Raw genomic sequence first — 20,999 nt, forward strand, 5'->3', positions numbered from 1 at the left:
ACATAGAGACATCTCGATCTGCCGGTGTCACTATCTATACATGAATCGACTCCTGCTCGTCGAGGACGACTCGGAGCTACGCGGGATGGTGGCCGAGACGCTGACCGGCGAGGGATACGTCGTCGACCAGGCCCCCGACGGCCAGCGCGGTCTGCACCTGGGGCTCACCCGGCCGTACGACGTGATGGTGATCGACCGACGCCTACCCGCCCTCGACGGGCTGGACCTGGTCGTGCGGCTGCGCTCCCGGGCGGTGGCCGCCCGGGCGCTGCTGCTGACCGCGCTCGGCACCATCGAGGACCGGGTCGCCGGCCTCGACGCGGGCGCCGACGACTACCTCACGAAGCCCTTCGACCTGGACGAGCTGAGCGCCCGAATCCGGGCACTCTGCCGCCGGACCACCGACTCCACCGAGGTGCTGCGATTCGGGTCGGGCCAGCTCGACCTCTCCGCCCGCGACGCCGTCCTGCCCGACGGCACCCGGGTCGCCCTCTCCGCACGCGAGTTCGAGTTGCTCCGGGTGCTCGCGGCCCGGCCGCTCACCGTCCACTCCCGCTCCGAGTTGCGCAGCCGGGTCTTCGACGAGGCCGCCGCGGCGTCCCTGGTCGACACGTACGTCTACTACCTGCGCCGCAAGCTCGGCCGCTCGGTGATCCGGACCGTCCACGGTCTCGGCTACAAGCTGGGGACCCTGTGAGTTTCGAGGACACCATGCTGCGCCGGGCCAGGGCTCGGGTCAGCCTGCTCGTCGGACTCACGATGACGGCGCTACTCGCCCTGGGCGCCGCCATCTCCTACGTCGCTCTGCTGCACAACCAGCACGAACAGATCGAACGCGAGCTCAGCTACGGCGTGGTCCACGGCACCATCAACGGACCGCCGGCCTGCAGCTGGATCATCCTGTCCGACGGCGGCCGCATCGACCTGGGCCGGAACCCGCCCCCGCCGGGCTTCCCCCTGCGGTCCGCCATCGACGCGGCGGCCCTCGACGGCCAGGTCCACAGCGACAAGGTCGACCGCAACGGCACGACCTACTACGTCCGCACCCAGCCCCGCGGCACGGGAGTCGTGCAAGCGGTGTTCGACGCGCGTTTCCAGCTCTCCGACCGGCGTCACCTGCTCGCCGCCTTCCTCCTCGCCGCGATCGTCGGCCTCGCCGCGGCAGCGCTCACGGGCATCGCCGTGGGCCGCCGAGCCGTGGCGCCGCTCGCCGAGGCGCTCGGCCGACAACGCCGGTTCGTCGCCGACGCCAGCCACGAGTTGCGCACCCCCATCGCTCAGGTACACACCCGCGCCCAGATCCTGGCCCGCCGCGCCGACGCCGACCGTGCCGACTACGACCGCCTGATCGAGACCACCGGCCGGCTCGGTGAGATCGTCGACGAGCTCCTACTCTCTGCCCGCCTCGCCGCCACCCCGGTCGACCGGCACCCCGCCGAGCCCGTCAACCTGGCCCTCCTCACCGCCCAGGCCGTCGACTGCGAGGCCGACCGCGCCGGGGAGCAGGGCGTCCAGCTGCACATGACCGTCCCGGACACCCCGGTTCTCGTCTGCGGCATCGCCTCGGCCCTGCGCCGCGTGGTCGGCGAACTGCTCGCCAACGCCCTCACCCACACCCCGACCGGCGGTCGCATCGACGTCGCACTGCACACCTCGCGCCGGAGCGCGGACCTGGTGGTCATGGACAGCGGAGCCGGCTTCGACCCCGCCGACGCGTCACACCTCTTCGACCGTTTCCACCGCGGCGCCGGGGCCGCGGACCGCCGCTTCGGTCTGGGCCTGGCCCTGGTGAAGGAGGTGGTCACCAGCCACGGCGGGACGATCTCCACCGACAGCCGGCCCGGCGCCGGGGCGACCTTCATCGTCCGGCTACCGACAGTTCCGCCGCAGACTCCCCTGAGCGCCCCGATCGGGCGAGGTACCACGCGAAACAGCTCAGCGGCCTGATCGGTATCCCCGACCAAGCCGCTGAGCTGCACAAACAAGGGTGGAGCCGAGGGGACTCGAACCCCTGACCCCCACACTGCCAGTGTGGTGCGCTACCAGCTGCGCCACGGCCCCTTGCCTCGCCCCGGTCGCCCGGGCACTGGGAAACTATACACAGACCCGCCCGCATGGTCATCTCGCGGGGTCCCCACCGGGGCCGGGTCAGTTCAGCGCCACGTCCGGCGGAAAGTGGGCGACGGCGGCCATCATCCCGCCCTGCCGGCGCAGCACCATCGGCCACAGGTCGTCGGGGCGGTCGACGAAGGCGTCGCCGGGCAGGGCGTCCAGCACGAACCAGGACCCGTCGGCGATCTCCTGCTCCAACTGGCCGCTGCCCCAGCCGGAGTAGCCGGCGAACACCCGGATGCCTCCGATGCTCTCGCGCAGCTTCTCCGGGTCGACGGAGAGGTCGATCGTGCCGACCGCCCCGGACACCTGGTGGAAGCCCTTGAGTCGCCGTAGCGGCTGCCGCATCCGGGCCAGGCAGATCGCCGAGTCGGGTTGCACCGGGCCGCCCTCGAAGAGCACCGCCGGGTGGCGAGCCAGGTCGCTCCAGTCGCCCAGCACCTCGGCCACCGGCACCTCGGTCGCCCGGTTCAGGACGACGCCGAGCGCGCCGCCCGGCTCGTGGGCGACCAGCAGCACCACCGTACGGTCGAAGTTCGGGTCCTTGAGCGCCGGAGTCGCGACCAGCAGCCGCCCGGTCATCAACTCCATCGCTCGTCCGCCGATCGCCTGGCCCTCTCCCTGCATCCCACCTACCCGTCAGCCGTGAGCCCGCACCCGGGATCCGTCATCCGCCGCCTCCGCACGGTGCATCGGTATCAGCCGCGCTGTCAACGCCATGCCTGGCACCATAGCCTGCGTCCCGGGCGCTGGCTAAGGTCTGAGCGGCGGGTGATCGGACAGTTGCGACGGAGGTTCTATGGCACCGACGGCGGACCTCGCGGTGATCGGCGGCTCGGGGCTGTACGCGCTCCTCGACGGCACCCCCCATGAGCTGGGCACCCCTTACGGCCCACCGTCGGACGCGGTGACCATCGCGGAGGTGGCCGGGCGACGGGTCGCGTTCCTGCCCCGGCACGGTTCCGACCACCGGTTCCCACCGCACCGAATCCCGTACCGGGCCAACCTGTGGGCGCTGCGCTCGCTCGGCGTACGACAGGTGTTGGCGCCGTGCGCGGTCGGCGGGCTACGCCCGGAGCTGGGCCCGGGCACGTTCGTGGTGCCGGACCAACTCGTCGACCGCACCAGCGGACGGGTGCAGACCTACTACGACGAGGGCGCGGTGCACGTGCCGTTCGCCGACCCGTACTGCCCGAAGGGCCGGCACGCCCTGCTCACGGCGGCGGCCGGGCGGGACGTCACGGCGGTGGACGGCGGGACCGTGGTGGTGGTCGAGGGCCCCCGGTTCTCCACCCGTGCCGAGTCCCGCTGGTACGCGTCGATCGGCGGCACTGTCGTCAACATGACTGGCCACCCGGAGGCGGTGCTCGCCCGGGAGATGGCGCTCTGTTACTCCTCCATCGCGCTGATCACCGACCTGGACGCCGGGGTGCAGGCGGGCGAGACGGTGACCCAGGAGGAGGTGTTCCGGGTGTTCGCGGCCAACACCGACCGGCTGCGGGACGTGCTGCTGGACGCGTTGGCCGCGCTCCCCGCCGAGCAGGACTGCGCGTGTGGTCGGGCGTTGGACGGCATCAAACTGCCCTTCACGCTCCCCTGAGCGCTCCCGGACGACCTCCCCGGACGCCGGAAAAGCCCGAAAGGTCTGTCACATCCCGATAGATTCGGCTGATCGGGAGGGCGGCCCACGGTCGCCCCTGCGCGCGAGCGGAGGCAGGCGACGATGGCAACGGTCCGGGACGCGACGTACGACGTGCTCCGCACCCTGGGCATGACCACCGTCTTCGGCAACCCCGGCTCCACCGAGGAGCCGTTCCTGCAGGACTTCCCGGCCGACTTCCACTACGTCCACGCGCTGCACGAGGCCACGGCCGTGGCGATGGCCGACGGGTACGCCCAGGCCGCCGGCCGGCCCGCGCACGTCAACCTGCACACCGCGCCGGGCATGGGCAACGGGATGGGCAACCTGGTGACCGCCTGGCACAACAAGACGCCACTGATCGTCACCGCCGGTCAACAGACCCGGGAGATGCTGCTGCTGGAGCCCCGGCTGACCAACCGACGGGCCGTCGAGCTGCCCGAGCCGTACGTCAAGTGGAGCTACGAGCCGGTCCGCGCGCAGGACATCCCGGCGGCGCTGCTGCGGGCGTACGCGACCGCCGTACAGCCCCCGGTCGGTCCGGTCTTCCTCTCCCTGCCGATGGACGACTGGGCCAAGCCCGCCGAGACGCCGCCCGCGGCGCGCTCGGTGGCGACCCGCTTCGGGCCGGACCCGCAGCGGTTGGAGATGTTCGCCCGGGTGCTGGCCGACAGCCGCGACCCGGTCCTGGTGTTCGGCCCCGGCGTGGACCGCTCCGGCAGTTGGCCGGCGGCCGTCGCGCTGGCCGAGCGACTTGCCGCACCGGTCTGGTCGGCACCGGCACCGGAGCGGGGCGTCTTCCCGGAGGACCACCCACAGTTCCGGGGCGTCCTGCCGTTCGCCATCGGGCCGCTCGCCGAGGCGCTGCACGGGCACGACACCGTCCTGGTCGTCGGCGCCCCGGTGTTCCGCTACTACCCGCACGTGCCGGGCAACCACCTGCCGGAGGGCGCCCGGCTGCTGCACGTCACGGACGACCCGGACGAGGCCGCCCGAGCCCCGGTCGGGGACAGCCTGCTCAGCGACCCCGGACTGGCCCTCACCGCCCTGCTCGACCTGGTGCCGGCCGCCGGCCGGCAGCCGCCGGCACCCCGGTCCGTCCCGCCGCCGCCGGCGGTCACCGTGCCGCTGAGCGCCGACGCGATGTTCGCCGCGCTGGCCGCGCACTGGCCGGCCGACGGCGTGCTGGTCCAGGAGTCACCGTCCAACCTGGCCGCGCTGCGCCGCAACCTGCGCATCACCCGACCGGCGTCGTACTTCACGATGGCCAGCGGCGGCCTCGGCTACGGCCTGCCGGCCGCGATCGGGGTGGCCCTGGCCGAACGGGACACCGGGCGCGGCCGGCCGGTGGTCGCGGTGATCGGCGACGGCTCGTTCCACTACTCCGTACAGGCGCTCTGGACCGCCGCGCGCCTGTCCCTGCCCGTCGTGGTCGTCGTGCCGATCAATCAGCAGTACGCGATCCTCAAGGCGTTCGCCGAGCTGAAGGACACACCGGGGGTGCCCGGGCTGGACCTGCCGGGCTTGGACGTCACGGCCATCGCGGCCGGCTACGGCTGCGCCACCGAGGTGGTGCGAACCCCCGACGAGTTCGGCGCGGCCCTCGCGGCCGGGCTGCGCGCCGGGGGTCCCACCGTACTGCCGGTGCCGATCAGCACCGACGTGCCCACGATCCTCTGACCGGCGTACGGGGCGTCGTCACCGCGGGGCGATCGACAGCGGAGCGCCGTTGACGACATCCAGCACGGGCCGTGCCCCCAGCGGCGCGTCCAGGGTGACGGTGACCGGCTGCAGCTTGAGCATGGCGTTGCAGACGCCGGTGGAGCGGGTGACCGTGCCGCCGACCACCACCACGTCCGGCCGTTCCGACACCAGCGGGCTGATGCCCGTGTCACAGGAGCCGACGCCCAGGCGGACGGTCAGTCGTGCGCCGTCCACCGCCACGAGGTCCTGTGCGGCGACCACGCCGTCCGGTGGCGGCTGCGTCGGTGGGGACACCGAGGGGACCGGTGTGACCGCCGTCGGCGCGACGGCGAGCTGGGCCACCGGGGTGGCCAACTCCTCCACCGTGAACAGCCACGCCGGGACCTGCGCCTCGCCCCGACTCGTACGGACGGGCACGGTGCCGAGGGTCACCCCGGTGACGGTCAGCGGGAGGCAGGCCGTCTGCGTCGTGCTGGTGGCCCAACCGTCCGGCCCGGGCTCGACCGTGGGACCGCCGGGGGTCGGTAGTCCGGGCCGCTTCGGCCGACCCGGGCAGGGCAGCGGGTCGCCCTGGGCGAGCTGCCGGTACGCCTCGGCGGCGCTGATGAGCGGCAGGGTCAACCGGCCGTCCGGAAAACGGATCTCGCCACTGACACCGGTCGACGGGATGGCGACCTGCGCGCGGTACCAGCCGGATCGGAAGGCCGTCTCGGTGTCCGGGGTGAAACGCGGATCGCCGGTGAGCACGGTCGGGGCCTGGAGAGGGACGTACCCGTCAATCCAACCGGGACCGGGCCGCCAGGCCGCAGCGACCGCGGCGGCCCGGTCGTCGAACGCACGGTGGGTCGACGCGGTGGGGCCGACGGCGGAATCGGCGGCGGGGCCGAGGCCGGGCGTGGCGCAGGCCACCATGGACAGCAGGGGCAGAACGAGCAGCAGGACCGGTCGACGCATGCCGGGTTCGACGGTGCCGCCGCGGCGTCGGTTCCGGCGTCGGCTCAGGTCTCGCCACCCAGATCCGTCTGGTACGCCTGCCACAGCAGGTTCGCGCCACGACGCCGGTGCCGGGCGAGCGCCCCCAGCAGGTGACCCGTGAAGTGGCGTAGCTCGTCGGGGCTGGCCTCGGGCCGTTCCGCGACCCGCTGCACGGCCAGGATCGCGGCGACGATCGCGGCGTGCTCCCGGGTCAGCAGCCGGATGCCGTGGTCGAGGCGGGGCGAGTGGGTGAGCAGTTCCCGATAGAGGCCGGCCGACCCCTCGGTGACCCGCACGTGCTCGGCGAAGTCCCGCCGGACCGGACGCAGGCGCAGGCGCACGGTATCGCGCCAACGAGGTTCGGTCGTCACGACGGCAACGGCCCGGTCAGGGCGTGCAGGTCGGCGGCGAGCCCGGCGGAAATCGGCCCGGCGGCGAGGTCGGACGGATGCGGACGGGTCGCGCCCGACGGCTGCTGGACTCCACCGGTGACCATGGCACCTCCCGCGCCGCTACCCCATACCGTGATGGTGAACCCGCCCGTTCGCCCTGTCCAGGGTCCTTCTGGTGCTCATCCACCTCATCAGTCACAAGGCCCACTCGTGGCCCAGGGGTCGCGGATGTCGCAGCGCCGGCACCGGTCGCGGCAGCTCAGGCGTCCGCCAGTCGGCACAGTTGGGCGGCGACGGCGCGAGCGTCGGGTGCAGCCTCGGGCCCACCCGCGACGAACGCGTCAGCCAGCGCGCGCAGCTCGGGCGGCGGCAGGACCGGCAGACCCATGCCCCGAAGCGGGATCGTAGCCCGCTGCCCGCTGACCCGATCGGTGACGACGATAGCCGAAGGACCACCACGGCCCTCCGGGTCGCGGTACGGCCCGGGGTCGACGCGTACGTTGGCGAGATCGACGGTTCGGCTGCGCAGCGCACCTCGCACGTGCACCCGGCTCCCGTCCAACCACGCGGCCGTCCGCAGCACCCGCAGCACCAGGTAGACACCGAGCAGGACGAACGGGAGCCCACACAGCCCGAGGAACAGCCCCCGCCCCGACCCGCCTCCGGATTCCCGCAGCGCGGGCGGCAGCATGCCGGGCGGCAGATCGCGGGCCTCCTCGTAGGTGGCGAACCCGTCCCCGGGGCCGGTGAGGCGACGCAGCAGCCCGCCGGCGATCACCGGCCCCAGCACGAATGCCACCCCGACCGCCGCGACGAGCACCCCCGTCACCACCGCGAGCGTGCGTTGACCGGCTGACGCGCCGACCGACAGACGCAGTCCCTGGTTCGCCACAGCCGCAGCGTAGGCGGCGAAGCCCCACTCGTCACATACGACGATGCGCCCCGGCCGGTGGGCCGGGGCGCATCGTTTCGAGGTGGTGGAGGTGCCGGGAATCGAACCCGGGTCCTTCGCCGGTTTGTCAGGGCTTCTCCGAGCGCAGCTCGCTGTGCCTCTACTCGGCCCCACCGCTCACGCGAGCAAGTTGGTGTGACGGGCCCAGTCGCTGATTGATCTCGCCGCACGGACCCCGCGACCGGGTCCGATTGGCCAGCCTTCTAGCTGATGCCGGCTACTGGGACGAAGGCGTTCCCAGGCCGACAGACTTAGCTACTCGCCTCAGGCGGCGAGAGCGAAGTCAGCGCGAGTGTTCTTGGCGCTTATAAGTTTCCGACGACCGATTCTCGAGACGACGTCGGCTTCCTCGGCTCGCTTCCCCTGTCGCTGCGTACGAAGTCGAAACCAGTCACCCCCTCGACAGGCCACCGATGTGGTGGCACTGACAAGCCTAACGCCTGCCGCAACCGCTTTCATCCCGAGCCCCGGGGCGGCACGCCGACCCGGACAAACAGGATGAACTAGTCGTCCATTCCCTTGCCGCGTCGACCGGACACCCGGGCGATCTCCCGGTCCGCGTCCCGCTTGGCGAGGTCCTGCCGCTTGTCGTACGACTTCTTGCCCTTGGCCAGGGCGATCTCCACCTTGGCCCAACCGTCGGAGAAGTAGACCTGCAACGGGACGATGGTCAGACCGCCCTCCCGGGTCTTGCCGACCAGCTTGTCGATCTCGCCACGGTTGAGCAGCAGCTTGCGGGTACGCCGGGGCTCGTGGTTGGTCCAGGTGCCCTGGGTGTACTCCGGGATGTGCATCGCGTGCAGGTACAGCTCGCCGTCGCGCTCCTGGGCGAACGCGTCGACCAGCGACGCCCGCCCGGCCCGCAGCGACTTGACCTCGGTGCCGGTCAACGCCATGCCCGCCTCGTACGTGTCGAGGATCGCGTAGTCGTGGCGCGCCTTCTTGTTGGAGGCGACCACCTTGCGCCCCTTCTCCCGTGGCATCGGCGCCACCCCCTTCCCTGGTTCGTCCGACCGCGGGTCACCCCGGCCGGACAACCGATCATGCTACCGGAGTAACAAGGACCCTCCCGCGCCGTTTATTTCCGGCCGCGGGAGGGTCCTTGTCAGACGACGAACCCGACTAGGTCCTGTTTCATAAGGGCGGTCGAGCCGAGGCGGAGTCCGGGCGGCGATCCGGCAAGGCGCGGTGGCGTCCGGATACCGGTGTTGTATCCGGACACCACCGCAACGCCGCCGGTCGTCGTCCGGGCCCGCCGCAGGCCGACCAGTTCTTGTGAAACAGGACCTAGACCCGCAGGTAGAAGCGCAGGGTGATCCAGGCGGTGGCGGCGCTGACCAGGCCACCGACGAAGGCCATCAGCGGGAAGATGACCAGGATGTCGCCCCAGCTGATCGGCGACAGCAGACCCTGCAACGCCTTGAGTGACCCGTCGAAGAGCAGATATTTCGCTGCCACCAGCGCCACCAGACCGAGCAGTGCGCCGATCAGACCGGCTACCACGGCCTCCAACACGAACGGCGCCTGGATGAACCAGTTGGACGCGCCGACCAGCTTCATGACCGCCACCTCGCGCCGCTTGCTGTACGCGGCGACCTGGATGGTGTTGGCCACCAGGAGCAGCGCGGCGATCGCCATCACGACCGCGGCGGCCAGGGCGATGTTCTGGATCGCGGTGAGCACGTCGAAGATCTTGTCCAGGAGCCGGCTCTGGTCGACGATCTCGTCGACGCCCTCGGTCTCCTTGTACTGGTCGTAGATGTTCTTGTACTGCTCCGGGTTCTTCAGCTTGAGCCGGAACGACTCCGGAAGCTGATCCGGCTTGACCGCGTTCACCAGGTCCGGCGCGTCCTGGTACATCTCCTGGAACTTCTTGTACGCCTCGTCCTTGTTGACGTAGATGACGTCCTTGACCAGGGGGTCGTTCTTCAGCTTGTCGTTCAGGTCGGTGCGCTGCTGCTCGCTCACCTCCTGGGTCAGGAAGATCGAGACCTCGATGTTCTTGTAGTAGAGGTCCTTCATGTCGTCAACCTGGCGGTACATCAGACCGCTGGCACCGAGCATGGTCAGCGAGACCGCCATCGTGATGATCATCGCGACGGTCATGGTCACGTTGCGCCACAGTCCGACCAGTACCTCGGACAGGACGTATTTCACGCGCATCGGGATTTCCTCCGGGTCTCCGGCATGAGGTGTTCGTCGTCAGGCTGCGAAAGGGGTGAAGCGCCGGCTCACCCGTAGACGCCGCGGGCCTGGTCACGCACGATGCGGCCGCTCTCGATCTCGATGACGCGGCGGCGCATCTGGTTCACGATGTTGGAGTCGTGCGTGACCATCACGACGGTCGTGCCGGTGCGGTTGATCCGGTCCAGCAGACGCATGATCTCGATCGAGGTGTCCGGGTCCAGGTTTCCGGTCGGCTCGTCCGCCAGCAGGATCAGCGGACGGTTCACGAACGCCCGGGCGACGGCGACCCGCTGCTGCTCACCACCGGAGAGCTCGTGCGGATAGCGATGCTCCTTGCCACCGAGCCCGACCAGCTCCAGCACCTCCGGCACGACCCGGCGGGCGACCGCCTTGGTCTTGCCGATCACCTCGAGAGCGAACGCCACGTTCTCGTAGGCGGTGCGGTTCGGCAGCAGCCGGAAGTCCTGGAAGACGCAGCCGATCGAACGCCGGAAGTGGGGTCGCTTCCAGGAGCGCATCGACGTGACGTCCTTGCTGTTGACGATGACGCGTCCCTTGTTGGGGGTCACCTCGTGCAGCAGCATCTTGATGATGGTGGACTTGCCGGAGCCGGATGGACCGATGAAGAAGACGAACTCGCCCTTCTCGATCGAGACGGACACGTTGTCGAGCGAAGGCCGGGACGCCTTCGGGTACGTCTTCGTCACTTGCTCAAGCTGAATCACGGGTGGTGAGTCTACGCGGTGTAACAACTGAGCCAAGCCCCACGCCCCGCAGTTGGGGCGCGCGTCGTCGAATCAGGCTCTCACCTGGAGATCGATGACGCGCTCCGCCCACGCATCGTTACGCACTGTCGCTGGCGAGCTGCCGCTGCTTACGCCAACGGATACCGGCCTCGATGAAACCGTCCAGCTCGCCATCGAAGACGGCGCTCGGATTGCCGGTCTCCTGCTCGGTTCGGAGATCCTTCACCATCTGATACGGGTGCAGGACGTACGAGCGCATCTGGTCGCCCCACGAGCCGGCGGCGTTCTCCTTGAGGCCCTCCAGCTTGGCCTGTTCCTCCTGGCGCTTGCGCTCCAGCAGCCGTGCCTGGAGGACCCGCAGCGCGGAGGCCTTGTTCTGCAGCTGGGACTTCTCGTTCTGGCAGGTCACCACGATGCCGGTGGGGATGTGGGTGAGTCGGACCGCCGAGTCGGTGGTGTTGACGCTCTGCCCACCGGGGCCCGAGGAGCGGTAGACGTCGGTCCGGACCTCGTTCTCCGGGATGTCGATGTGGTCGGTCTGCTCGGTGACCGGCAGCACCTCGACGCCCGCGAAGCTGGTCTGCCGGCGGCCCTGGTTGTCGAACGGGCTGATCCGGACCAGCCGGTGGGTGCCCGACTCGACGCTGAGCGTGCCGTAGGCGTAGGGCACCTTGACGGCGAAGGTGGCCGACTTCAGGCCCGCCTCCTCGGCGTACGAGGTCTCGTAGACCTCCGTCGGGTAGCCGTGCCGCTCGGCCCAGCGCAGGTACATCCGCAGCAGCATCTCGGCGAAGTCCGCCGCGTCCACACCGCCCGCGCCGGCCCGGATGGCGACCAGCGCCTCCCGGGAGTCGTACTCGCCGGAGAGCAGGGTGCGGACCTCCATCTCCTGGATGGATTTGGTCAGGCCGGTGATCTCCGCCTCGACCTCGGTCAGCACGCCGGGGTCGGACTCGGCCTCGGCCAACTCCAGCAGCACCCGGGCGTCGTCGAGCTGGGAGCGCAGACTGCCCAGCTTGCTGATCTCGCCGTTGACGTACGACAGCTGCGAGGTCACCTGCTGAGCCTTGGCCTGGTCGTCCCACAGGTCGGGGGCGGACGCCTCCTGCTCCAGGCGGGCCTTGTCCTCGTGCAGCCGGTCCAGATTGAGGACGGCCTCGATGTTGCGCAGGGTCGCGTCGAGTTCCTTGAGCTGTTCGGCGTAATCGGCAGCGGTCACGACAGACAAGCGTACTGCGCGGACGAGGAGTGAGCTTGCGAGCCCCGCAGGTCCGCGCCAAATAAACTCCGCGCGGACGAGGAGTGAGCTTGCGAGCCCCGCAGGTCCGCGCCAAATAAACTCCGCGTTCCGGAAGCCGTAGCCCGTTCCGTGTCCGTGAAACCGCCGACGGTCACCCGGCGGGGGCGGACTTCAGCCAGGACAGGGCCGCCCGGTGGTAGGCGACGGCGAACTCCAGCGCGCTGGCGTCGTACGTCTCGCCGTCCCGTTTGGCGTTCTTGACCTGCTCCCGCACCTGGGCGAGGGCCTCGGTGTGGTATTCGTTGGCCGAGGCGTACAGGCTCTTGAGCTGGCTGGACGAGTGGAGGTTGCCGAAGGCCATCCGGAGCGCGATCGGGTTGCGGATGGTGTCCCGCCCCGGGTTCTCCGCCAGCCAACGGGAGAACGTCCGTTTCCCGCTGGCGGTGAGCGCGTACGGCTGGCTCATTCGGGGGCCCGGCTTGCCGAGCCGTACGTAGCCCCGCTCGGCCAGGACCGGCAACTCGCGGTAGACCTGACTACGGGTCATCGACCAGTAGGGCGCCAGCCGGCGCTCTGCGGCGGCCATCAACTGGCCGCCTGTCATGGGACCCTCGTGGAGCAGCCCGAGAAGGGCCGCCGCCGTGGGGTTGACTCCGGATTCCGCCATGCCCGTTACGCTGCCACTTTGCGCTGCCGGCGTCCAGGATTTGGCGGTTTGCCACCCAAGAAGGACTTCCTAAGTGCACTGTCGGCGACAGACTGTCCGTAGAGGACTATCGATGGACCACCGGTGAAAGGAAGGGCCCCTTGTTATGCACCAGGCGTTAACAAGGGGCCCTTCCTTTCAGCCCATGTGGGGGTACGTGTGGTCGGTCGGCGGCACGAAGGTCTCCTTGATCGTGCGCGGCGACACCCAGCGCACCAGGTTGAGCCAGGAGCCCGCCTTGTCGTTGGTACCGCTGGCACGGGCCCCACCGAAGGGCTGCTGCCCGACGACCGCGCCGGTCGGCTTGTCGTTGATGTAGAAGTTGCCGGCCGCGTACCGCATGCGCTCGCCGACCGCGTCGACGACCCGGCGGTCGGTGGCGAACACCGACCCGGTCAGCGCGTACGGGGCGATCGACTCGGCCTGCGCGACCACCTCGTCGAAGCGGGCGTCGTCGAACACGTGGACGCCGAGGATCGGCCCGAAGTACTCGGTGGTGAACGTCTCGTGCGCGGCGTCGGAGCACTCGAAGAGCGTCGGCCGGACGAAGTAGCCGACCGAGTCGTCCGCCGTGCCACCGGCCAGCACCCGGCAGCTGTCGTCACCGTTGATCAGCTCCAGCGCCGCAGTGTGCCGGGCGAACGCCTTGTCGTCGATCACCGCGCCACCGAAGTTGCCGAAGTCGGCCACGTCGCCGTAGGTCAGCGATTCGGCGGTCGCGGCCAGACGGTCACGCAGGCCACCTTCCCAGATCGAGCGCGGCACGTACGCCCGCGAGGCGGCCGAGCACTTCTGACCCTGGTACTCGTACGCGCCGCGGATCAGCGCGGTGTGCAGGGCGTCCACGTCGGCGCTGGTGTGCGCGACCACGAAGTCCTTGCCGCCGGTCTCGCCGACCAACCGCGGGTAGCCCCGGTAGCGCGCGATGTTGTCGCCGACGGTCTTCCACAGGTGCTGGAACACCTTCGTCGAACCGGTGAAGTGGATACCGGCCAGGTCCGGGTCGGCGAGCACGACATCGGACACCTCCTCGCCCCGGCCGGTCACCATGTTGATCACGCCGGGCGGCAGGCCGGCGGCCTCGAAGAGCCGCATGGTGAAGTGCGCGGCGAACTGCTGAGTCGGGCCCGGCTTCCAGATCACGGTGTTACCCAGCAGCGCCGGCGCGGAAGGCAGGTTGCCGGCGATGGCGGTGAAGTTGAACGGGGTGACCGCGTAGACGAAGCCCTCCAGGGGCCGGTGGTCGAAGCGGTTCCACACGCCGGGCGACGACGCCGGCTGCTCCTCGAGCAGACGCCGTGCGAAGTGCACGTTGAAGCGCAGGAAGTCGATGAACTCGCAGGCCGAGTCGATCTCCGCCTGGATCGCGGTCTTCGACTGGCCGAGCATGGTGGCGGCGTTGAGGGTGTCCCGCCACGGGCCGGCGAGCAGTTCGGCGGCGCGCAGGAAGATCGCGGCGCGCTCCTCGAACGGCAGCGCCCGCCACATCGGCGCGGCGTCCTTGGCCGCCTTGATCGCGGCTCGGGCGTCGTCGTGCGAGGCGTGTGCGGTCACGCCCAGCACGTGCGCGTGCTTGTGCGGCTGCACCACGTTGATCGGGTCGCCCGCCGCCATCCGCTGCTGCCCGCCGATGGTCATCGGCAGGTCGATGCGCTCGGCGGCCAGCTCGGTCAGCCGCCGCCGCAGCCGCTCCCGGTCTGCGCTGCCCGGCTCGTAGTTGCGGACCGGCTCGTTGCGCGGCTCGGGAACGGAGAACACGGCATCCATCAAGGCTCCTGGCGATCTCGACAGCGGTGGCGAAACCGGACCCGCGGGCACCGACCGGATAGTCGGACACCGGACGCCGCGCGGGGTAGCCGAGCAGCGGCGGGACCTCCCGCGATTGTTTCACGCGTCGGTGCTGGCCCTGCCGCCGCCGTCACTGCCTGGCTCAGGACCGACTGGCCCTTCTCTCCTTACCGGTCGCGGCTCGCTGTGCGGCTCGCCGTGCGGCTCGCCGTGGTGGGGCTGGGGCGACCGTCCCCGGCTCCGGGCGGTCAGGCTTGATCCCTCCGCCGGGGACGCTCGCCCCAGCCCCGACGTTGGTTGCCGTCCGCGCGCCCGTCGCTGTTCTTCGGGGGTACGCCTTGACGCGCCCTGGGGTACGCCTTGACGAGCCCTGGGGTACGCCTTGACGCGCTGCCCATCCTGCGAATTCGACGCGCCGCCCGTCCTGCGGAGCTGCAGCCGTGCCCTAACCCTGGGGCGTTCGACGGCGCTCGACTTGTCCTGATGGCTCGACTGGTCCCAATGGTCGGCTGTGGCGGGCCGGCGTACCCCGGGGGGTGTGGCTCGTTCTCTGCGGGGCGTGGGGGTCCGCGTACCCTGAATGGTCGGTGACCTGGCGCCTCGAAGGGGAGACGATGACCAAGCAGCCCGGCCGCGACTCAGCCGCGGAGTCGGACCAGCCGGCGGTCGACGCGACCAGCCCGACCGGCCGGTCCCTCCCGGCGCCCGGAGCGGCGGTCCTCGCGCTGCTGGCGCTCGGCTGGCTGGCCGCCATGCTCTGGTCGACCCGGCAGGCCATCACCTCGGCGGCGGCCGGCATCACCGCGATAAGCCTGTCCGCGTTCGCCCTGCCCGGCGTGATCTCGGCCGCGCTCGTGGCCGGCGCGGCCACCGCGCTGGCCTTCGGCAACCTGCTGTCCCGCCGGTACGGCGACGGGACCACGCTGCGTTTCGTCGGCGCGATCGGGGCCGGGATGGTGGTCGGGCTGCTCGCCGCGGTGGCGATCAACCTCACCTACTTCGACACCTCGACCACGAACGTGATCGCCGGCACCACCGCGGCCGCCGCGATCATCGGCGGGGCGATCGCGGGCGCCCGGACCGCCCCGGCGGTCGGTGCGGTGGTGACCGCCGCGCTGGGCACGCTGGTCTTCGTAGTGGCGTTCAGCCGTGCCCGGGACCCGCTGTTCGACCTCTTCGGCGCGGGCGACACCCAGCAGTCGCTCGTCGGCGCGGCCAAGTGGGTGTCCCGCACCGAGTCGCTCCTCGGCGGCCTGGTCGCCGGACTACTCGCCTTCGGTTACCTCACCTGGGCGCGGCGTCGAGCCCTGCGGCGTGATCCGCAGACGCGCGCGCTGCGCTGGCCGGCGTACCTGCTCGCGGGCGCCGGACCGGGCCTGCTCCTGCTGCTCGCCGAAGTGATCATCCGGATCGGCGGCCGCTCACTGCTCGACCTGGCCAGCGCGCTCAGCGAGGCGGACGCGGTGGCGCAGACGTCGCTGGGCACCTCGCGGGTGGACAACGGCATCTGGGTGCTGTTCGTGGGGGCGCTGACCGCGCTCGTCGCGTTCGGCCGAACGCTCGGCCCAGCACAGATCGACGACGAGCCGGCCCCGACCGGCCGACCCGGCACCGGGCCGGCGACCACCGCGAGCGCCACCGGCGACGTCGACGAGGACGAGCCGGACACGGCGGTCCGGGAGGCGGACGCCGACCCGGCCCGCTGAGACGCGTGCGGCTGCTCAGCCGGCGGCGCGCAGCAGGATGTCCAACTCCGTCACGTCGTACCACTCAAGCTCGTGATCCTCGGCGCCGTCGACGGTGAACTGCGCGTCCGGGTCACCGGCGGCGGCCTCGGTCACCACGTCGGCCGCTGCGGCGACCTCTTCGACGGCGTCCGTGCCGTCCACGTGGATCGCCGCGACAGCCCCCACCGGCACGGTGTCGGTCAACGTCACCAGGCTGGAGCCCAGCTCGCCGTCGCCACGACCGAGCGCGGCGGGCGACAGATCGACCGAGACGACCACGCGGCGGCGTGGCGCGGCCGGATCCTCCCGGAGCAGGTGCAGCGCGTCCTGGGCGGCCCGGGTGAACGCGACGTACTCCAACTCCTCCTCGTCGCCCTCGGCGTACCACTCGCGCAGCGCGGGCGTCACCGCGTGCGCGGTGTCGGCGGTCAGCCCCTGCTCGCGCAGGCGGGCCAGCATGGGTACGGTCGCCGGCACGTACACCCGGACAAGCTCGTCGGTCACCGGTCGTCTCCCCGCTCGATTCCGTGCCGGCGGTAGCCGGCACGGGCGCAGATCATGCCGCACGCCGTGACCGTCATACACCTCGCCTCCGGCCGGTGGAAGTTTCCCGCCGGTGTGTCCGCCACCGATGGCCGCGGCGATGTTGGGTGGTGAGCCCTGTCGGTGGCAAACTGAGGCAAACGACGTCAACCCCGGGAGTTCCTGTGGAGCCGAGGTTCCTGCTGCTCTCCGACGTGGCCGCCGAGCTGAACGTGTCGGACTCGCAGGTCTACCACATGGTCCGCAGCGGGGAGCTGCCGGCGATCAAGGTCGGTGGGCGCGGTCAGTGGCGGGTCGAGCGGGCCCGACTGGAGGAGTACATCGCGCAGAAGTACGCCGAGACCGCCGACTGGGTACGCGAGAATCCCCTCGTCGACCGCGACCCCGAGTAGCCACGCCCGGCCCTCCGCTCGGTGATCCACTCCAGATCACCGATGTCGCGCCGTTCGATCGGCCCGGATACCACCACCTCCGCGAACCCGAGTCGATCATGCAGATGCGCGGCCCATTCGCCGCAGGCGCCATTGACCGGGGCCACTCCATGTCCGAGAATCTAGTTAGTCGGAGGCAAACGAAGGCAAACGCAAGATCACGGGAGGCAGCGATGAGCGAGCGGCGACCCGGAGTCTCCCGACCACCCGTGCGCCTGCGTCCCGTCCCGCCCATCGACCCGCCGTACCAGGACGAGACGTACTGGCCGGGGCCGACCCACGGTCAGCTCGCCCTCGACCTCTTCGCCTCGACACGACCGGATCCCGTCCGGCCCGCGGTGCGCCGCACGGCCCCACGCCGTACGCCCGCGCATCCGGCCAACCAGCCGGGCACTCCCCTGCCCCCGACGACGGCGCCCGAGGCCACCCGGGCCGCGCACCGCTTCGTCGGCACCTGCCTTGAGGTGGTCAACGGCTACCGCTCGCCGGCACAGGTACGCCCTCTGCTCGACCCGGGCCGGGCGACCGACCTGCTCACCGAACTCGCTCGGGCCAGCGGGCGGGCCGGGCCGGCGCGGCGTCGGGCGACCCGGCCGGCACTGCGGCTCACCCGGCTGCGGGTCTGCGAACCTCGCGAGGCAGCCGTGGAGGCAGCCGCCGTGGTGAGTGGCCCTGGTGGCCGCAGCTGGGCCATGGCGGTACGCCTGGAGCACCGGCGGGGCCGCTGGCTGTGCACCGCCCTGCAGGTCCTCTGACCGCGTTGATCAGCTCGACGTCCAGGAAAGCGCGGCATCAACCGGCCGTTGACACACCGACTTCCCGGAAGCGGAGTCGATCTCACTCCCGGGCCAGACGCCGACCGGGGCCGGAGACGCCGATGGGCCCCGGCCTTGTCGGCCGGGGCCCATCGGGACGCGGTGTCGGTCAGTTGCCGCCGTTGGGTGCGCCGTGGCAGCGCTTGTACTTGCGACCCGAACCGCACGGGCACGGCGCGTTGCGGGACGGGCCGTTGCCGGCGTCGGCCTGGTTGGCGGCCGGACGCCGGGACCCCGCCGACGGGAGCGTCGGGCCGCGCAGCCCCGAGGCCGGCCGCTGCGGGGCGGACGGTGCGCCCTGCCCGGGTGCCGCCGGAGCGCCCTGGGCCGGGCGGCCCACGCCGAGCGCCGGCGCCTGCTGCTGCTCCTGTTCGAAGGCGACAGCACCGGGGCTGGCCTCGCCGTCGATGGTCGGAGCGGAGTACTGCAGACCCTGCCGCTGCGGCGCACGGTTCAGACCCTTGGCCCGGATCTCCACCGGCTTGTCGAGCAGCGTGACCTCTTCCGAGTCGGCTTCGGGCTCCGGCTCGGTGACCTGGACGTCCACGTTGTAGAGGAAACCGACGGTCTCCTCCTTGATGCCTTCCATCATGGTGGCGAACATGTCGAAGCCCTCGCGCTGGTACTCCACCACCGGGTCGCGCTGGGCGTACGCCCGGAGGTTGATGCCCTCCTGGAGGTAGTCCATCTCGTACAGGTGCTCGCGCCACTTGCGGTCGATCACCTGGAGCAGCACCATCCGCTCGAGCTGGCGCACCCCTTCGGTGCCGAGCTGCTCCTCGCGGCGGTCGTACGCGGCGTTGGCGTCATCCTTGAGGCGGGCGACGAGGAAGTCGGCGTCCATGCCGGCCCGCGAGCCGCCGGCCTCCTCCTCCAACTCCTCGATCGTCACGCCGACCGGGTAGAGCTGCTTGAGGCTGGACCAGAGCTGCTCAAGGTCCCAGTCCTCGCCGTAGCCGTCCGAGGTGGCACCCCGCACGTACGCCTCGACGGTGTCGTCGATCATGTTGCGGACCTGGTCGGACAGGTCCTCGCCGTTGAGCACCCGCAGCCGCTCGGCGTAGACGACCTGGCGCTGCTTGTTGAGCACCTCGTCGTACTTCAGAACGTTCTTGCGGATCTCGGCGTTCTGGCCCTCGATCTGGGCCTGGGCGCTCTTGATCTGGCGGGTGACCATCTTCGACTCGATGGGCACGTCCTCCGGGATGTTGAAGCGCTCCATCACGGCCTCGACCGCGCCGGCCCGGAAGCGGCGCATCAGCTCGTCCTGCAGGGACAGGTAGAACCGGGACTCGCCCGGGTCGCCCTGCCGGCCGGCACGACCGCGCAGCTGGTTGTCGATCCGCCGGGACTCGTGCCGCTCGGTGCCCAGCACGTACAGGCCACCGGCGGCGGCGACCTCGTCCGCCTCGGCGTCGCAGGCCTGCTTCCAGGTAGGCAGGACCTCCTCCATCGCCTTGGCGTAGTCCTCCTCGTTCTCCAGCGGGTCGAGACCGCGCTGGCGCAGCTCGTTGGCCGCCAGGAACTCGGGGTTGCCGCCGAGCAGGATGTCGGTGCCGCGGCCGGCCATGTTGGTGGCGACGGTGACCGCGCCCTTGCGCCCGGCCTGGGCGACGATCTCCGCCTCGCGGGCGTGGAACTTGGCGTTCAGCACGTTGTGCGGGATGCCCCGGCGGCGCAGCAGCTGGGAGAGGATCTCCGAGTTTTCCACCGAGACGGTGCCGACCAGCACCGGCTGGCCCATCTGGTGCCGCTCGGCGATGTCCTCGATGACGGCGTTGAACTTGGCCTTCTCCGTCTTGTAGATGACGTCCGGCCGGTCCTCACGGACCATCGGGCGGTGCGTCGGAATGCTCACGACGCCGACCTTGTAGACCTTGTTGAACTCGCTCGCCTCGGTCTGCGCCGTACCGGTCATCCCGGACAGCTTGTTGTAGAGGCGGAAGTAGTTCTGGAGGGTGATGGTGGCCAGGGTCTGGTTCTCCTGCTTGATCTCCACCCCCTCCTTGGCCTCGATCGCCTGGTGCATGCCCTCGTTGTACCGACGGCCGTGCAGGATGCGACCGGTGAACTCGTCGACGATCAGGACCTCACCGTCGCTGACGATGTAGTCCTTGTCGCGCTTGTAGAGCTCCTTGGCCTTGATGGCGTTGTTGAGGTAGCCGACCAGCGGGGTGTTCACCGACTCGTACAGGTTGTCGATGCCGAGCCGGTCCTCGACCTTGGCGACGCCGCGCTCGGTGACCGCGATGGTGCGCTTGGAGTGGTCGACCTCGTAGTCGCCCTCGCCATCCGTGCCGGGCTGGAGCCGGGCCACCACGCCCGCGAACTCGCCGTACCAGCGGGCCGAGTGCTCGGCCGGGCCGGAGATGATCAGCGGGGTGCGCGCCTCGTCGATCAGGATCGAGTCGACCTCGTCGACGACCGCGAAGTTGTGGCCCCGCTGCACCAGCTCGTCCTTCGACCAGGCCATGTTGTCGCGCAGGTAGTCGAAGCCGAACTCGTTGTTGGTGCCGTAGGTGATGTCGCACTCGTAGGCGGCCTTGTGCTCGGCGGCCGGCCGGTTGGGCAGCACGACGCCGACGGTCAGCCCGAGGAACTCGTGCACGCGACCCATCCAGGCCGCGTCGCGCTGGGCGAGGTAGTCGTTGACGGTGACCACGTGCACACCGTCGCCGGAGAGCGCGTTGAGGTAGACGGCCATGACCGAGGTCAGCGTCTTACCCTCACCGGTCTTCATCTCGGCGATGTTGCCGAAGTGCAGCGCCGCGCCGCCCATCACCTGGACGTCGTACGGCCGCTGGCCGAGCACCCGGGCGGCCGCCTCACGGGCCACCGCGAACGCCTCCGGCAGCAGGTCGTCGAGGGTTTCACCGTCGGCGAGCCGCTCGCGGAACTGCTCGGTCATGCCGCGCAGCTCCTCGTCGGTGAGGTTGACGTAGTCGTCCTCGATCGAGCTGACGGCGGCGGCGATGGCCTTGAGCCGGCGCACCATGCGGCCCTCGCCCGCGTTAAGGACCTTTTCCAGAATCGACACGGATC

The 20,999-nt window shown here is 70.6% G+C and carries 20 protein-coding genes, 1 tRNA gene and 1 other RNA gene; 7 read left to right on the forward strand and 15 right to left on the reverse strand.

Features of this window, described 5'->3' with window-relative positions; translation table 11 throughout:
- Window positions 1-40: 40 nt before the first annotated feature.
- The gene (locus tag AB0J36_RS05585; protein ID WP_357127985.1) at window positions 41-697 is read left to right on the forward strand and encodes a response regulator transcription factor; all 657 of its coding nucleotides are present in this window, start codon (window positions 41-43) and stop codon (window positions 695-697) included.
- Window positions 694-1,947, forward strand: a complete 1,254-nt coding sequence (locus AB0J36_RS05590) for a HAMP domain-containing sensor histidine kinase (RefSeq protein WP_363660137.1) — start codon at window positions 694-696, stop codon at window positions 1,945-1,947. The genes AB0J36_RS05585 and AB0J36_RS05590 overlap by 4 nt, the downstream gene beginning before the upstream one ends.
- A 41-nt stretch (window positions 1,948-1,988) precedes the next feature.
- On the opposite strand, the gene AB0J36_RS05595 is transcribed toward AB0J36_RS05590, so the two are convergent.
- Window positions 1,989-2,061 (reverse strand) — tRNA-Ala (locus AB0J36_RS05595).
- Window positions 2,062-2,148: 87 nt separating this feature from the next.
- Entirely contained in the window at window positions 2,149-2,739 is a 591-nt protein-coding gene (locus AB0J36_RS05600; RefSeq protein ID WP_357127995.1) for a YqgE/AlgH family protein, read from the reverse strand.
- Between the two features lie 172 nt (window positions 2,740-2,911).
- On the opposite strand from AB0J36_RS05600, the gene AB0J36_RS05605 reads away from it, so the two are divergent.
- Together AB0J36_RS05605 and mdlC are read left to right on the forward strand one after the other, a co-directional pair.
- The gene (locus AB0J36_RS05605; RefSeq protein ID WP_357127998.1) at window positions 2,912-3,712 is read left to right on the forward strand and encodes an S-methyl-5'-thioadenosine phosphorylase; all 801 of its coding nucleotides are present in this window, start codon (window positions 2,912-2,914) and stop codon (window positions 3,710-3,712) included.
- 123 nt (window positions 3,713-3,835) lie between these two features.
- Window positions 3,836-5,431, forward strand: a complete 1,596-nt coding sequence (mdlC, locus tag AB0J36_RS05610) for a benzoylformate decarboxylase (protein ID WP_357396069.1) — start codon at window positions 3,836-3,838, stop codon at window positions 5,429-5,431.
- Window positions 5,432-5,449: 18 nt separating this feature from the next.
- Here mdlC and AB0J36_RS05615 read toward each other — a convergent pair whose 3' ends face one another.
- From AB0J36_RS05615 to pruA, 11 genes are all read right to left on the reverse strand, one after another.
- Window positions 5,450-6,409, reverse strand: a complete 960-nt coding sequence (locus AB0J36_RS05615) for a hypothetical protein (protein WP_357128004.1) — start codon at window positions 6,407-6,409, stop codon at window positions 5,450-5,452.
- A 44-nt stretch (window positions 6,410-6,453) separates the two neighbouring features.
- The gene (locus AB0J36_RS05620) at window positions 6,454-6,801 is read right to left on the reverse strand and encodes a hypothetical protein (RefSeq protein ID WP_363660138.1); all 348 of its coding nucleotides are present in this window, start codon (window positions 6,799-6,801) and stop codon (window positions 6,454-6,456) included.
- Window positions 6,798-6,926 carry a hypothetical protein gene (locus AB0J36_RS05625; RefSeq protein WP_363660139.1) on the reverse strand — a complete coding sequence of 43 codons (129 nt, stop codon included), beginning with the start codon at window positions 6,924-6,926 and terminating at the stop codon, window positions 6,798-6,800. The genes AB0J36_RS05620 and AB0J36_RS05625 overlap by 4 nt, the downstream gene beginning before the upstream one ends.
- A 155-nt stretch (window positions 6,927-7,081) precedes the next feature.
- Window positions 7,082-7,714, reverse strand: a complete 633-nt coding sequence (locus AB0J36_RS05630) for a hypothetical protein (RefSeq protein ID WP_357172819.1) — start codon at window positions 7,712-7,714, stop codon at window positions 7,082-7,084.
- Window positions 7,715-7,797: 83 nt separating this feature from the next.
- Window positions 7,798-8,173: a transfer-messenger RNA gene (gene ssrA, locus AB0J36_RS05635) on the reverse strand.
- A gap of 104 nt (window positions 8,174-8,277) precedes the next feature.
- Window positions 8,278-8,757, reverse strand: coding sequence for an SsrA-binding protein SmpB (gene smpB, locus AB0J36_RS05640; RefSeq protein WP_124775313.1), 480 nt, complete (start codon window positions 8,755-8,757; stop codon window positions 8,278-8,280).
- A 304-nt stretch (window positions 8,758-9,061) separates the two neighbouring features.
- A complete protein-coding gene (gene ftsX / locus AB0J36_RS05645; protein ID WP_355052001.1) occupies window positions 9,062-9,937 on the reverse strand; it encodes a permease-like cell division protein FtsX in 876 nt (291 codons plus the stop codon).
- A 68-nt stretch (window positions 9,938-10,005) separates the two neighbouring features.
- Window positions 10,006-10,686, reverse strand: a complete 681-nt coding sequence (gene ftsE / locus AB0J36_RS05650) for a cell division ATP-binding protein FtsE (protein ID WP_007455859.1) — start codon at window positions 10,684-10,686, stop codon at window positions 10,006-10,008.
- 118 nt (window positions 10,687-10,804) lie between these two features.
- Complete coding sequence (prfB, locus tag AB0J36_RS05655; RefSeq protein ID WP_357134759.1) at window positions 10,805-11,926, reverse strand: peptide chain release factor 2; 1,122 nt, start codon at window positions 11,924-11,926, stop codon at window positions 10,805-10,807.
- Window positions 11,927-12,098: 172 nt separating this feature from the next.
- The gene (locus tag AB0J36_RS05660) at window positions 12,099-12,614 is read right to left on the reverse strand and encodes a PadR family transcriptional regulator (RefSeq protein ID WP_266249116.1); all 516 of its coding nucleotides are present in this window, start codon (window positions 12,612-12,614) and stop codon (window positions 12,099-12,101) included.
- A 177-nt stretch (window positions 12,615-12,791) separates the two neighbouring features.
- The gene (pruA, locus tag AB0J36_RS05665) at window positions 12,792-14,420 is read right to left on the reverse strand and encodes an L-glutamate gamma-semialdehyde dehydrogenase (protein ID WP_363660140.1); all 1,629 of its coding nucleotides are present in this window, start codon (window positions 14,418-14,420) and stop codon (window positions 12,792-12,794) included.
- A gap of 635 nt (window positions 14,421-15,055) precedes the next feature.
- Here pruA and AB0J36_RS05670 point away from each other — a divergent pair.
- The gene (locus AB0J36_RS05670) at window positions 15,056-16,147 is read left to right on the forward strand and encodes a hypothetical protein (protein WP_357172816.1); all 1,092 of its coding nucleotides are present in this window, start codon (window positions 15,056-15,058) and stop codon (window positions 16,145-16,147) included.
- A gap of 15 nt (window positions 16,148-16,162) precedes the next feature.
- On the opposite strand, the gene AB0J36_RS05675 is transcribed toward AB0J36_RS05670, so the two are convergent.
- A complete protein-coding gene (locus AB0J36_RS05675; protein WP_357172813.1) occupies window positions 16,163-16,672 on the reverse strand; it encodes a hypothetical protein in 510 nt (169 codons plus the stop codon).
- A gap of 203 nt (window positions 16,673-16,875) precedes the next feature.
- Here AB0J36_RS05675 and AB0J36_RS05680 point away from each other — a divergent pair, with 203 nt between their 5' ends.
- Together AB0J36_RS05680 and AB0J36_RS05685 are read left to right on the forward strand one after the other, a co-directional pair.
- Window positions 16,876-17,103 (forward strand): helix-turn-helix domain-containing protein, encoded by a 228-nt coding sequence (locus tag AB0J36_RS05680; RefSeq protein ID WP_357134753.1) that lies wholly within the window; start codon window positions 16,876-16,878, stop codon window positions 17,101-17,103.
- Between the two features lie 212 nt (window positions 17,104-17,315).
- Window positions 17,316-17,897 (forward strand): Rv3235 family protein, encoded by a 582-nt coding sequence (locus tag AB0J36_RS05685; RefSeq protein WP_357134751.1) that lies wholly within the window; start codon window positions 17,316-17,318, stop codon window positions 17,895-17,897.
- Between the two features lie 169 nt (window positions 17,898-18,066).
- Here AB0J36_RS05685 and secA read toward each other — a convergent pair whose 3' ends face one another.
- Window positions 18,067-20,994 carry a preprotein translocase subunit SecA gene (gene secA, locus AB0J36_RS05690; protein ID WP_357134749.1) on the reverse strand — a complete coding sequence of 976 codons (2,928 nt, stop codon included), beginning with the start codon at window positions 20,992-20,994 and terminating at the stop codon, window positions 18,067-18,069.
- Window positions 20,995-20,999 lie beyond the last annotated feature (5 nt).

The organism is Micromonospora sp. NPDC049662 (genome assembly GCF_040675055.1).
Lineage (GTDB): Bacteria > Actinomycetota > Actinomycetes > Mycobacteriales > Micromonosporaceae > Micromonospora.